The organism is Pollutimonas thiosulfatoxidans, from assembly GCF_004022565.1.
Classification (GTDB): Bacteria; Pseudomonadota; Gammaproteobacteria; order Burkholderiales; family Burkholderiaceae_B; genus Pusillimonas_D; species Pusillimonas_D thiosulfatoxidans.
Map to the genome: position 1 here is coordinate 388,577 of NZ_CP022987.1, position 12,476 is coordinate 401,052.

Consider the following 12,476-nt stretch of genomic DNA (forward strand, 5'->3'; position numbering starts at 1 on the left):
CCTCGGAGTTTTTTTCATGGAATGGTTGTCACCCGTACTTCTGGCGATTCAAGTTACATCGTCGTTGAGCATCATCGTGTTGGTCCTGCTGCAGCAAGGCAAGGGCGCCGACATGGGCTCGTCTTTCGGGGGTGGCTCGGCGGGTAGCCTGTTTGGTGCTACCGGTGCGGCCAACTTCTTGTCGCGCACCACCAAGTGGGCCGCCATTATCTTCTTTGTTTCGACAGGTGGCCTGGCTTACATGGCGCATCACCCTGCGGACAGGGCAGCGCTGGATAGCGGTGTGATGCAAGGCTTTGAAGTGCCTGCTACCGACTCATCTGTACCGGCGGTTCCTGGCGCTGCGGTTCCGGCTGTTCCAGCGGTGCCCCAGGAGCCTTCCGCGCCGGCCCCCGCTGGCGACGCCTCCGTGCCTTCGACGCCAACGGTGCCCGATGCTCCAGCGGCGCCCGATGCGTCCGTGCCTGCGGTTCCGGAAACGCCCGCTCAAAGTCAGTAGATTTCCGTGCCGTCCGCGCTGTTTTTAACAGCGGGGACGGCACCGCGGAATGGCGCGTATTTCATGCTAGAATACCGCTCTTTGCCAGCCGACGTGGTGGAATTGGTAGACACGCTATCTTGAGGGGGTAGTGGCGAAAGCTGTGCGAGTTCGAGTCTCGCCGTCGGCACCATAGTATTGATATCCGTTGGATGTACATAATCAAAATCATTCAATTTCATCAACGGATTGGGGCTTAGGGTTTTAGCGGTTAATGCGCCCCCCCTGGTACCCTTTAAATTCTTAGACCAGCGCGCGCGCCAGCACGCGGGCGACGTGCTCGGCCTGTCGACCGGTTCCGTCGGCGATCTGGTGGCGACAACTGGTGCCATCCGCTACGAGCAAGGTATCGGCTTCGGCCTTGCGCACGGCCGGCAGTAACGACAGTTCGGCCATCTGCATGGACACGGCGTAGTGTGAAGCCTCGTAGCCAAAGCTGCCCGCCATGCCGCAACAGCTGGATTCAATCAGACTCACATTCAGTTCAGGGATAAGTTGCAGCACTGTCTGCACCGGCTTGACCGCGTCGAAGGCCTTTTGGTGGCAATGGCCGTGCAGTAGCGCTTTCTTCTGGGGCAAAGGTTTGAGCGACAAGTGCAGCGTACCCGCGACGTGCTCGCGCGCAAGAAATTCCTCGAACAAGAAAGACTGGCGCGCGAGACTGCGCGCGTCCTCTCCCAGTCCCATGACCAGGAACTCATCACGCAGCGACAACAGGCAAGAAGGTTCCAGGCCGACAATGGGAACCCCCCGGGCGATGAAGGGGCGCAGGGCCTGTACCACGCGTCGGGCTTCTGTCTTGGCCTCATCGACCAGACCTGCAGACAAATAAGTGCGCCCACAACATAGAGGCCGTTCTTTCTGTGAATCTTGGGAATCGGCGCGCGCAATGTGGACCTTGTAGCCTGCGGCCTCCAGCACGCTTAGCGCGGCGCGGGCGTTTTCCGATTCCAGGTAGTTATTGAAGGTATCGGCAAACAGGACGACGTCAGCGTCCTCTGCATGGTCAGAATGCACCGTACCGAGGAAGGTATCGCCTCGCCACCGCGGCAGCGAGCGGCGAGCGGACAGGCCCAACCATCGTTCCGACAGCCAGGCGGCTCCCGGCAAGGTGTCGCGCAGATTGAATAGCCACGGCAGACGCGCCGCCCATGGCGCCCAGCGGGGCATGGTGGCGATGAGCTTGTCCTTGAAGCGCAGGCCGTGTTGCTTCTGCCATTGGTATAGAAACTCGATCTTCATTTTGGCCATGTCCACGCCTGTGGGACACTCGCGCTTGCACCCCTTGCAACTGACACAGAGATCCAGGGTTTGGCGTACCTCGTCGGAAGTAAAGGCCTCAGGGCCTAGTTGCCCAGATATTGCGAGGCGCAGCGTGTTTGCGCGACCCCGCGTAAGGTGTTGCTCGTCTTGCGTGACTCGGTAGCTGGGGCACATTGTGCCAGCGTCGAATTTGCGGCAATGGCCGTTGTTGTTGCACATCTCGATGGCTTTGGCAAAGCCATGGGCGGGATCATCGCCAGTGCCTGGTGCGCTGGTGGTTTGTGTAGCGGCATGGCCGGTGACATTCCAGGCAGACCAGTTCAGTGCGGGTTCGATAGGCAGGACCCGGTAAGTGGGTTTGAATCGAAAGAGGGAGGTGTCGTCCATTTTCGGGCTGCGCACGATCTTGCCGGGATTCATGAGACCCTGCGGATCGAACAGATCCTTGATGTCTTCGAAGGCCTCTGTCAGCCGCGGACCGAACTGCCACGAGACCCATTCGCTGCGCGCCAGGCCGTCGCCATGCTCGCCGGAGAACGCGCCCTTGTACTCGCGCACCATGGCGCTGGCCTCCTCGGCGATGGCGCGCATTTTGGTCGCGCCGTCCGTGCGCATGTCCAGGATGGGACGCACGTGCAAGGTACCCACCGAGGCGTGGGCGTACCAGGTGCCGCTGGTGCCGTGCTTATGAAAAACTTCGGTCAGGCGGCTGGTGTATTCGGCCAGATGTTCCAGCGGTACCGCGCAATCCTCGATGAATGAGACCGGCTTGCCGTCCCCACGCATGCTCATCATGATATTCAGGCCTGCCTTGCGCACTGACCATAATGCTTGTTGGGCAGCAGGTTCGGGGATCTTCACGACGCTGTTGGGCAGGCCTAGATCACTCATCAGTTCGACTAGTTGCCGTAGCCTGGTGGCTTGTTGGTCTTGTGCTGCGCCGGCGAATTCGACCAACAGGATGGCCTGGGGCTCACCGACCAGTGCCTGCTCGATGGTAGGACCAAAGGCCGGATTATTGCGCGCCAGGTCGATCATGGTGCGATCGACCAGCTCGACCGCTACCGGACCCAGCTTGACGATGTGCTGCGCCATGTCCATGGCCTGGTAGAACGTCGGGAAATTCACCACCCCCAGCATTCTATGCGTGGGCAGCGGTGCGAGCTGCAGTGTGAGTTGGCGCGTAATCGCAAGCGTGCCCTCGCTGCCCACGAGCAGGTGCGCCAGGTTCGGACTATTGTCCGGCGTATAGGGGCGTTCACTTTGAGGATTGAAGATATCGAGGTTGTAGCCGCCAACCCGGCGCAGAACCTTGGGCACGGTTCGGGCGATCTCATCGTGCTCGCGCGCGGCGACTTCCTGCAGGCGGCGCACGATGGCGGCCATGCGCGAGCCGTCGGTCGGCATGGTCGACAGGGGGCCGAACCGGCCCTCTGTGCCATCGGCCAGAAGGGCGTCGATGGAAAGCACGTTGTGCACCATGTTTCCGTATTGGATGGAACGCGAGCCACAGGAATTATTGCCTGCCATGCCTCCCAAGGTGCATTGGGCCGAGGTGCTCACGTCCACAGGGAACCAGACGCCGTGTGGCCTGAGCCACGCATTGAGATGATCGAGCACGATGCCCGGCTCTACCGTTACGGTCATGGACTCACGATCGAAATCGATGATGCGGTTCAGGTATTTGCTGTTGTCCAGGACAAGCGCCGGCCCCACGGTCTGGCCGCATTGGGAGGTTCCTCCGCCACGCGCCACGAAAGGTGCATGCAAGTCGGCACAGATGGATGCCGCCGCGCGTATGTCATCAAAGGTTTTTGGGATCAACACCCCGATCGGATCGACCTGATAGATTGAGGCGTCCGTCGCGTAGCGGCCGCGATCCCCCAAGCCAAACAGAACGTCACCCTGGACCTCGCGCGCCAGCCGCTCGGAGAGTTCGTTGCGCTGCTGGCCGGGATGGATGACTTTTTGGGGTAAGGGCGCGTTCATGGAGGTTTGGCAGCTTTTAGTGAGGAGGAATGGAGGCCACGGGCGAGTTGCCGCTCGGGTTATGTTCTCTTGCCAGGCCTTCAATCACCGCCTCGCATTTGCGTTGTAAATGCTCGCGCATCAAACGCCCAAGTTCGACCCCGTCGCGACGGGCGAGCGCATCTACCATGGCGATGTGCTCGCCCATGGCTCTCTTCCATTTCTCCGAGTTCAGGTTGGAACGAAACCGCAGATTCTGGACGCGCTGGTTCAGGGTGGAGTAGACCTGCGAGAGCAGTTGGTTGTGAGCCGCCCGGTTGATGCGGCTGTGAATCTCGCGGTTGACCCGATAGTAAGAGGGCAGATCCTGTCTGGCATGGCAGGCTTGCATCTCGAACGTTAATGCCCGGATTTCGGCAACCTCTTCATCTGTGGCATGTTGACAGGCCAACTCTCCGGAGAGCGCTTCTAGTCCGCCCAATACCGTGAAACTTTCCAGTATGTCCTTCTCGGAAAGGGCAGCGACCCTTGCGCCGCGATTAGGTTGAATCTCGACCAGGCCCTCGGAGGCTAGCAGGCGGAACGCCTCGCGCAAAGGTGTGCGAGAGACACCGAGGCGATCGCACAGTGCGCGTTCGTTAAGGCGGGTGCCAGCCGGCAGCTCTCCTTCGATGATGAGTTCGCGTAGTCGTTCGGCGGCGGCGGCCGGAAGTGTACGCCGATCGACCGTGTCGTCCGTAAGGGTGGAGGCAGAAGTGCTGGCCATAGCTCGGATTTTGTATACCAAAGTCGATATTATAGCGATTGATACTTAGAATATAGAGAAATAAATAGAATATTTCCTGTTGAAGACCTTGCTATCTATTGATTTAATGGAGTGTCTGGGAGATTCTTCTTGTTCGAGTGGAAAAGGCAGCGTACTATGCAGTATCGTATTTTGTATACCAACCAACGATAGGCTTAGAAATGCTTCGACTCAGTTCGCACCCTTCCGGTCGCCACTTTCTCCAGATCCCGGGTCCGACCAATGTGCCGGATCGCGTGCTGCGCGCCATAGATAATGTCACGATCGACCATCGCGGCCCGGAATTCGGCGAGCTGGGCAAGGCCGTACTCGCTGGCATGCAAAAGGTATTCAAGACCGACGGTCACGTTGTCATCTATCCGGCGTCGGGTACCGGTGCCTGGGAGGCGGCTCTGGTCAACACCTTGTCGGCCGGCGATTTGGTCCTCATGGCCGAGACGGGGCATTTCGCCACCTTGTGGAAGAAAATGGCGATGGAGCTGGGTCTGCGCGTTGAGTTCCTGTCCGGCGACTGGCGGCGTGGCGTTGACGCTTCGGCAGTCGAGGCGCGCCTGAAATCCGACGCGGATCACGAAATCAAGGCGGTGTGCATGGTGCACAACGAAACGGCCACGGGGGTTACCAGCGACGTCAAGGGCGTGCGCGCGGTGATCGACCGAATGGAACATCCGGCCTTACTGATGGTGGACACCATTTCATCATTGGGCTCGGTCGATTACCGCCACGATGAGTGGGGCGTGGACGTGACAGTGGCGGGTTCCCAGAAAGGCCTGATGCTGCCTCCTGGTTTGTCCTTCAATGCAATCAGCGCCAAGGCTCTGGCGGCAGCTGAGCACGCCTCGCTGAGGCGTTCGTACTGGGATTGGCGCCCCATGATCGCCAGTAATGCCACTGGCTATTTTCCGTATACGCCGGCCACTAACTTGCTTTACGGCTTGCATGAAGCCCTGGAGATGCTGTTTAACGAGGGGCTGGACACGGTATTCGCCCGGCACCAGCGCCACGCCGAGGCGACCCGACTAGCGGTGCATGGCTGGGGGTTAGAGATCCTTTGCGCTGACCCGAATGAATACAGTGCGGCGCTCACTGCCGTGATCATGCCCGAAGGGCACAGTGCCGACGCGTTTCGCAAGATCGTTCTGGATCATTTCAATATGTCGCTGGGCCAAGGCCTCACAAAACTCAAGGACAAGATCTTTCGCATTGGGCACCTGGGCGACATCAACGATCTGTCTCTGTGCGCGACGCTTGCCGGCATCGAGATGGGCTTGGCGTTGGCTGGTGTGCCCCACCGGAAAGGTGGCGTGCAGGCTGCGATGGATTATCTGACGCAAAAGGCCGAGGTTCGATCCCGCCCTGCCGGCTTGGGCTGACAGCCTTTGCCTGTTTATTCACTTTAGGAGTCTCCATGTCTGCGCATGGATCGGCACCAGACGATATCGTCGACGAAGCAACCATAGAGCACTTGCAAAGGGGGCTGCTGGCCCGCGAGTTCAGCTGTGTAGCGCTGGTCGATGCGTATCTGGAGCGCATGGCCCGCTGGGATAAAAGGGGGCCCATGCTGCGTGCCGTGCTGGCCTTGAACCCGGGCGCACGCGAGCTTGCCGCCGATCGGGATGCCGCATTGGCTGCAGAGGGCCGGCTTTCAGGCCCACTGCATGGCGTCGTCGTGGCCCTCAAGGACAATTGCAACACGACCGACATGCCAACGACCGGCGGATCGCTTTCATTGGAGGGCACAGTGCCCGCCAGCGACAGTGCCGTGTCGCGAAAACTCAGCGACGCCGGGGCGATCGTGCTGGCTAAAACAAACTTGCACGAGTTCGCCCTGTCCGGCACCACGGTCAGTTCGCTGGGAGGCCAGACCCTTAATCCTTACGACCTCACCCGCACGCCTGGCGGTTCCAGCGGCGGCTCGGGGGTAGCGACGACCATGAGCTTCGTGACGGTGGCCATCGGTACGGACACGGTCAACTCCATACGGTCGCCAGCATCGGCCAATTGTCTGGTTGGGCTGCGACCCACCCGAGGTCTGATCAGTCGCGCTGGAATCATGCCCGTGTCTGAAACGCAGGACACGGTGGGGCCGATCACTCGAACGGTTAGCGATCTCGCGCGTGTCCTGGATGTAATCGCGGGTTACGACCCCGATGATCCAGTCACGGCGCGCTCGGTGGGCCGGGTCCCGGCCTCCTATTGCGCGTCCCTGAACTACGACGCCCTCGCAGGCAAACGTGTGGGTGTCCTGCGCAGCCTGTCAGGAGACGAGCCTCGGCATCTAGCGGTCAACACTGCCATGACTGGGGCCCTGCAGGTCATGCGCGATGCCGGCGCGCAGGTGCTTGATCTCCACGATCCCTGCATTGACGCGGCGGCTTTACTGCGTACGGGCGACGTACAGAAATGGGAGTTCAAGCAGTCGTTCGAGGCCTATCTGCGGTCGTTGCCACAGAGTGATGTGCGGACTTTGGGCGATGTGCTGGCCTGCGGTGGCTACCACAAGGAGACCTTGCATGAGTTCCTGGTACAAGCCAACGATATTGACGATCCCGAGCACGATTCCGAATATCTGGGTCGGCTTGCTGCGCATGATCGCCTGCGGGTTCGCGTGCTTGAACTCATGGCCGAGCACGCGCTTGATGTCTTGGCCTACCCCTTGCAGAAATGTCTGGTTGTGCCCGTAGGCGCCGGTGGCCAAGCAGAGCGCAATGGCATATTGGCCGCCCTGACCGGGTTTCCCGCCCTGAATATGCCTATGGGTTTTTCCAAGCCCGATGACAACGCGCCCCTGGGGGTGCCCATGGGCATGGATTTGCTGGCTCGGCCTTTCGATGAACCTTTGCTGCTTGGGCTGGGATACGCCTTCGAGCAGCGGACTCGCATTCGAAAGCCGCCTTTGCACACCTTATGGCCAGATTGAACATGCACTAAGCCCTATTCAAAGTCGTGCGCAGTCCGGGTGCGCGGCGTAATTCACAACCGGACCACAGGAGACAATGATGATATCTACCGCTACATTCCCTCAGTCCGGTACCTTGCGTCGACGTATCTTGGGCTCGCTCATCGCGCTGGGCGCGGCAACATCCTTGGGGACACCAGGTACTTCCCAGGCGCAGACTGAGCTGAAACTTGGCCACGTTGGTAATCCGGGTTCTTTGTTCCAGATAAGCGCCGACGAGTTCGCCAAACGCGCCAACGCAAAATTGGGTGATAAATACAAGATCGTGGTGTTTGGCTCCAGCCAGTTGGGCGGGGACAAGGAAATGCTGCAAAAGCTCAAGCTCGGCACCATAGACATGGTGGTGCCCTCGACGGTGATGTCTTCCGAGGTCGATATGTTCGGTCTTTTCGAGATGCCTTACATCGTCAAGGATCGCGATCATATGAAGCGCATTGAAAAGGAGATTTTCTGGCCCAAGATCGCACCTGCGGCTGAAGAAAAAGGCTTGACGATACTGGCAGTCTGGGAAAACGGCTATCGCCATATCACCAACAACAAAAATCCCATCGTCAAGCCAGCAGACTTGCACGGCGTCAAGCTGCGCACGCCCAAGGGTAAATGGCGCATCAAGATGTTCCAGGAATATGGCGCCAACCCCAGCCCCATGAGCTTTTCAGAGTTGTTCAGCGCCTTGCAGACGGGCGTCATGGACGGCCAAGAGAACCCGCTGACTCAGATTTATTCGGCCAAGCTGCAGGAGGTACAAAAATACCTGTCACTGTCCGCCCACGTATACACGCCAGCGTACGTCACCGTAGGCACCAAGCGTTACGCCAAGCTACCGGCGGACGTGCGCAAGATACTCGAGGATACGGCTCGCGAGAACCAGGCCTACGTCTACGAGCAGGCCGCCAAGGCCGATGAAGAGTTGTTGGGCAAGCTCAAGGACGCAGGCATGCAGGTCAATGAGGTCGACAAGGATGCCTTTATCGCGGCCAGCAAGGCTATCTATGAAGAGTTCGGTGAAGAGGTCGATGGCGCGCAAGAGCTTATCTCGCGCGCGATCGAACTTGGCAAGCAATAGAGAGGTGACCCTTATGCACGCAGCCACACCTGTACGACACCGCAATCCCATGCATCGCTTTCGCCATGGATACGGCAAGGCGCTGGAGTGGGTAGTGGGCGCGTTGATGGTCATACTGGCTATCGAAGTGACGGTCGGAGTCGTTTTTCGATGGACCGGCAATTCACTGGTCTGGTATGACGAGACGGCATCCCTGTTGTTGGCGTGGCTGACGTTCTATGGTTCCGCCCTCGCTTCGGTGCGTCGGGCCCATATTGGCTGTCCCGAGGTGGTGGACTCTTTGGGGCCACGCGGCCGACGCAGCTTTAATATCGTCGCGCAACTGCTTGTCATTGCCTTTTTTGCTCTGCTGGGGTGGATGGGCCTGGTAATCATGCCCATCCTCGCGGGGGACTTCTTGGTGAGCCTGCCGTGGGTGCCTGTCAATTTTGTGCATTCGGCCATTCCAATTTCGGCGGTGCTGATCTTGATCGCCGAGGTGATGCACCTTATCGATTTGATCCGGACGCCGGATGATGCAAATACGGCGTCGGCCCTGTCCGATGGCCTGGTCTGACTGGAGAACCCCATGATCATGCTAGCCCTGTTCGGTGCCGTGCTGTTGTTGGTTCTTATGAATGTGCCGATCGCCGTGTCGCTGGGCATAGTCGCAATCGTTGCCATGGTGTCCAGCCAGGGCATGGATATTTTGCCCAATGTCGCGCTGGTGACTTTTAATGGCGCGACCAATTTCCCGCTGCTCGCAATCCCGCTTTTCATCCTGGCTGGCGCCATCATGAACGCCTCGGGGATCTCGCACAGGCTCATTGCGTTCGCATCCTCGCTCTTTGGCTGGATACGGGGCGGATTGGCGCATGTGTCCATCGGCTCGTCATTGTTCTTTGCCGAGATCTCCGGCTCGGCAGTGGCCGACGTGGCAGCCCTGGGGTCCATCCTTATCCCGGGCATGAAGGAAAAGGGCTATCCGGCGCCGATGGCGGCGGCCGTCATGTCCTCGGCTTCGACCCTGGCCATTATCATCCCGCCCTCCATTCCCATGATTCTGTATGCGGTGATGGCGGAAACCTCGGTGGTGCAGATGTTCGTGGCCGGTATTGTGCCGGGAATACTGGGCGCGGCAGGGCTGATGGGCGTCGCATCATTCCTTGCTCGTCGCTACAATTTGCCGCGCGACGAGGCGTTCTCGATGCGGCGCGTGGCGCACACCGCGCGCCAGGCCTTGTGGGCGTTTCTGCTGCCCATCATCATTCTGGGAGGCATCTTTGGCGGTATGGTAACCGCTACCGAAGGCGCGGCGCTGGCGGTGGTGGCGGCCCTGGTTGTCGGGCTGTTCATCTATCGTGAGCTCAACCTCAAGGAGCTGAAGAAGGCCATACTCGAAGGGGGCATACAGACCGCCATCGTCATGTTGCTGGTCGCCACCAGCGCCTTGCTGGGCACGTATCTGTCCGAGGTCCAGGCGCCGCAGGCGCTTGCGCAGGCGGTCAGTGATTTCACCTCCAACAAATGGGTGGTGCTGGCGCTCCTCAATGTGTTGTTTTTGTTTCTGGGCATGTTCCTGCATTCGGCCGCGGCCATTATCTTAGTCATTCCCGTGGTGATGCCGCTGGTCAACCTGGTGGGCATAGACCCCATCCATTTCGGACTCGTGGTCGCGATCAACCTCGGCATCGGCCAGCAGACTCCGCCAGTTGCCAGCGTATTGATGGTGGCGTGTTCGATCGCCAAGGCCTCGGTATGGGAAGTCACTCGGGTGAACGTCTGGTTCATCGGCATACTACTCGCCGTGCTGCTGCTGGTGACGTATGTCCCGATGACCGGCTTGGTCTTGGTAGAGATGTTCTATCGCTGATGCGACGGTAAAGGAGTCCACATGTCCGACTTAATACTGGTGCAACACGACGGCCCGATCGCCACTGTCGCGCTGAACCGTCCCGACAAGCTCAATGCCATGACACGCCCCATGTGGCAACAGTTGGGAGAGGCGATAGAGCAGTTATCTACTGATGACGCGGTGCGATGCATTATCTTGCGAGGCGCGGGTGAAAAATCATTCTCGCCCGGCAATGACATTTCCGAGTTCGAAACAGTGCGGTCCAACAAGACGCAAGCCATTGAATATGGACGCCTGATGCACAGTACTGTTCAAGCCCTGACGCAATGCAGGCATCCCTTGGTGGCACAGATCCACGGGATCTGCGTGGGTGGCGGCCTGGAGATCGCCGCCCTTTGCGATATTCGTATTTGTGGAGAGTCCAGCCGGTTCGGCGCGCCGATCAAGAACCTTGGGCTGGTGATGGCTTACCAAGAGCTTGAGTCCATTGTGCGGTTGACGGGGCCAGCTGTTGCACTGGAGATACTGCTTGAGGGCAGGATTTTCGGCGCAACGGAGGCTAAGGAAAAAGGCCTGGTGACACGCGTCGTCCCTGACAAGCAGGTTGCCGAGCAGGTGCAGGAATCGGCCCGGCGCATAGCAGAGGGGGCGCCATTGGTGGCGCGCTGGCACAAGAAGTTTGCCCGTCGTCTAGGTGACATCGCGCCGATCTCCGACGCCGAGTACGACGAGTGCTTTGATTGTTTCGATACCGAGGACTTTCGCATCGGTTATGCCGCGTTCCTCGCCAAACAAGCGCCCGCGTTTCGCGGCAAGTAGACCAGGGGGCGTCATGACTGATACACGGGGACACAGCGGGCCGCTGGCTGGGGTGCGGGTACTGGAGCTGGCCCAGATCATGGCCGGACCTACTTGCGGAATGATGCTGGCCGATATGGGTGCCGACGTTGTCAAGGTCGAGAAGCTCCCTGGCGGCGACGACTCACGTTCTTATAGCGAGCCGCGGGTCAACGGGGTGTCTGCGCCCTTCATGATTTTGAACCGCAACAAGCGGGGTATGGCGCTGAACCTCAAGCTGCCTCAAGGTCGGGACATCCTGTTACGCATGGTGCGTGATGCCGACGTGCTGACCGAGAACTATCGGCGCGGGACGCTTGAAAAGCTAGGGCTGGGCTACGATGTTTTGTCCAAGGTGAACCCCGGCCTCATCTATTGCGCGGTATCGGGCTATGGGCGCGACGGTCCCTATGGCGACAAAGCAGGTTTTGACCTCATCGCCCAGGGTTTCTCTGGCCTCATGTCGATTACCGGAGAACCGGGACGTCCTCCGGTGAAGACGGGTAACTCGATCGCCGACATTAATGCCGGAATCCTCGCGGCGGCGGGCATTCTGGCTGCCTATATCCATAAGCTCAAGACAGGGGAGGGTCAGATGGTTGACACCTCGTTGATGGAGGCTGCGATTCAACAGACCTACTGGCATGCGGCCTCTTACTTTGCCACCGGCAAGTCCGGGGGGCCTACGGGCTCGGCCCATTTGCTGACGGCCCCCTATCAGGCATTCCGCACGCGTGACAGCTGGATCAACATTGGGGGTGCAAATCAGGCAAACTGGGAACGCATCGCCGACGTCCTGGGCCATCCCGAATGGCTGGAGGACGCCCGCTTTCTCACCAATACTGAACGGATGGCCAATCTGGAGGCGCTTGTTGCGCTGATGGACGCGGTTCTACGAGAACAAGATACTGCGTACTGGATTGAGGCATTTGACGCAGCGGGTGTACCGGCGGGGCCGATACACACTATCGGTCAGGCACTCTCACACCCCCAGACGCTGGCGCGCGACATGGTGGTCGACCTCGATCACCCGCAGGCGGGGCCGACCAAGGCTCTGGGAAGTCCGATTCATTTCTCCAGGACACCGACTCAGGTGCTTCGACCTGCACCCGTCTTGGGGCAACATACCCGTGAGCTGCTGCGCGAGGTAGGCTATGCCGATGCTGACATCGATGTCTTTGTTGCTGAGGGCGCGGTAGCGTAAAC

Annotated in this window: 10 protein-coding genes and 1 tRNA gene; 9 read left to right on the forward strand and 2 right to left on the reverse strand. The window is 59.4% G+C overall.

Annotation, left to right across the window (positions count from 1 at the left end; translation table 11 throughout):
- Window positions 1–16: 16 nt before the first annotated feature.
- Window positions 17–499: a preprotein translocase subunit SecG gene (gene secG / locus CKA81_RS01890; protein WP_128353784.1), complete on the forward strand. Its 483-nt coding sequence runs from the start codon at window positions 17–19 to the stop codon at window positions 497–499.
- 87 nt (window positions 500–586) lie between these two features.
- Window positions 587–671: transfer RNA gene (locus tag CKA81_RS01895), tRNA-Leu, on the forward strand.
- 110 nt (window positions 672–781) lie between these two features.
- Here the strand turns inward: CKA81_RS01895 and CKA81_RS01900 are convergent.
- Together CKA81_RS01900 and CKA81_RS01905 are read right to left on the reverse strand one after the other, a co-directional pair.
- Window positions 782–3,790, reverse strand: coding sequence for an FAD-binding and (Fe-S)-binding domain-containing protein (locus CKA81_RS01900; RefSeq protein WP_128353785.1), 3,009 nt, complete (start codon window positions 3,788–3,790; stop codon window positions 782–784).
- 16 nt (window positions 3,791–3,806) lie between these two features.
- Window positions 3,807–4,535, reverse strand: a complete 729-nt coding sequence (locus tag CKA81_RS01905) for a GntR family transcriptional regulator (protein ID WP_128353786.1) — start codon at window positions 4,533–4,535, stop codon at window positions 3,807–3,809.
- 200 nt (window positions 4,536–4,735) lie between these two features.
- Between CKA81_RS01905 and CKA81_RS01910 the strand changes: the two genes are divergently transcribed.
- From CKA81_RS01910 to CKA81_RS01940, 7 genes are all read left to right on the forward strand, one after another.
- Window positions 4,736–5,947 (forward strand): pyridoxal-phosphate-dependent aminotransferase family protein, encoded by a 1,212-nt coding sequence (locus tag CKA81_RS01910; protein WP_128353787.1) that lies wholly within the window; start codon window positions 4,736–4,738, stop codon window positions 5,945–5,947.
- Between the two features lie 35 nt (window positions 5,948–5,982).
- Window positions 5,983–7,494: an amidase family protein gene (locus CKA81_RS01915; protein WP_128353788.1), complete on the forward strand. Its 1,512-nt coding sequence runs from the start codon at window positions 5,983–5,985 to the stop codon at window positions 7,492–7,494.
- A 76-nt stretch (window positions 7,495–7,570) separates the two neighbouring features.
- Window positions 7,571–8,599 (forward strand): TRAP transporter substrate-binding protein, encoded by a 1,029-nt coding sequence (locus CKA81_RS01920; protein ID WP_228255763.1) that lies wholly within the window; start codon window positions 7,571–7,573, stop codon window positions 8,597–8,599.
- Between the two features lie 13 nt (window positions 8,600–8,612).
- Window positions 8,613–9,155 (forward strand): TRAP transporter small permease, encoded by a 543-nt coding sequence (locus CKA81_RS01925; protein ID WP_128353789.1) that lies wholly within the window; start codon window positions 8,613–8,615, stop codon window positions 9,153–9,155.
- A gap of 12 nt (window positions 9,156–9,167) precedes the next feature.
- A complete protein-coding gene (locus CKA81_RS01930) occupies window positions 9,168–10,451 on the forward strand; it encodes a TRAP transporter large permease (RefSeq protein WP_128353790.1) in 1,284 nt (427 codons plus the stop codon).
- Window positions 10,452–10,472: 21 nt separating this feature from the next.
- Window positions 10,473–11,252, forward strand: a complete 780-nt coding sequence (locus CKA81_RS01935) for an enoyl-CoA hydratase/isomerase family protein (RefSeq protein ID WP_128353791.1) — start codon at window positions 10,473–10,475, stop codon at window positions 11,250–11,252.
- A 13-nt stretch (window positions 11,253–11,265) separates the two neighbouring features.
- Window positions 11,266–12,474, forward strand: a complete 1,209-nt coding sequence (locus CKA81_RS01940; RefSeq protein ID WP_128353792.1) for a CaiB/BaiF CoA transferase family protein — start codon at window positions 11,266–11,268, stop codon at window positions 12,472–12,474.
- Window positions 12,475–12,476 lie beyond the last annotated feature (2 nt).

Excerpts from the sequence above, each read along its gene's own strand:
- secG (WP_128353784.1), top strand. The coding sequence starts at position 17 with ATGGAATGGTTGTCACCCGTACTTCTGGCGATTCAAGTTACATCGTCG.
- CKA81_RS01900 (WP_128353785.1), bottom strand. The coding sequence starts at position 3,790 with ATGAACGCGCCCTTACCCCAAAAAGTCATCCATCCCGGCCAGCAGCGC.
- CKA81_RS01905 (WP_128353786.1), bottom strand. The coding sequence starts at position 4,535 with ATGGCCAGCACTTCTGCCTCCACCCTTACGGACGACACGGTCGATCGG.
- CKA81_RS01910 (WP_128353787.1), top strand. The coding sequence starts at position 4,736 with ATGCTTCGACTCAGTTCGCACCCTTCCGGTCGCCACTTTCTCCAGATC.
- CKA81_RS01915 (WP_128353788.1), top strand. The coding sequence starts at position 5,983 with ATGTCTGCGCATGGATCGGCACCAGACGATATCGTCGACGAAGCAACC.
- CKA81_RS01920 (WP_228255763.1), top strand. The coding sequence starts at position 7,571 with ATGATGATATCTACCGCTACATTCCCTCAGTCCGGTACCTTGCGTCGA.
- CKA81_RS01925 (WP_128353789.1), top strand. The coding sequence starts at position 8,613 with ATGCACGCAGCCACACCTGTACGACACCGCAATCCCATGCATCGCTTT.
- CKA81_RS01930 (WP_128353790.1), top strand. The coding sequence starts at position 9,168 with ATGATCATGCTAGCCCTGTTCGGTGCCGTGCTGTTGTTGGTTCTTATG.
- CKA81_RS01935 (WP_128353791.1), top strand. The coding sequence starts at position 10,473 with ATGTCCGACTTAATACTGGTGCAACACGACGGCCCGATCGCCACTGTC.
- CKA81_RS01940 (WP_128353792.1), top strand. The coding sequence starts at position 11,266 with ATGACTGATACACGGGGACACAGCGGGCCGCTGGCTGGGGTGCGGGTA.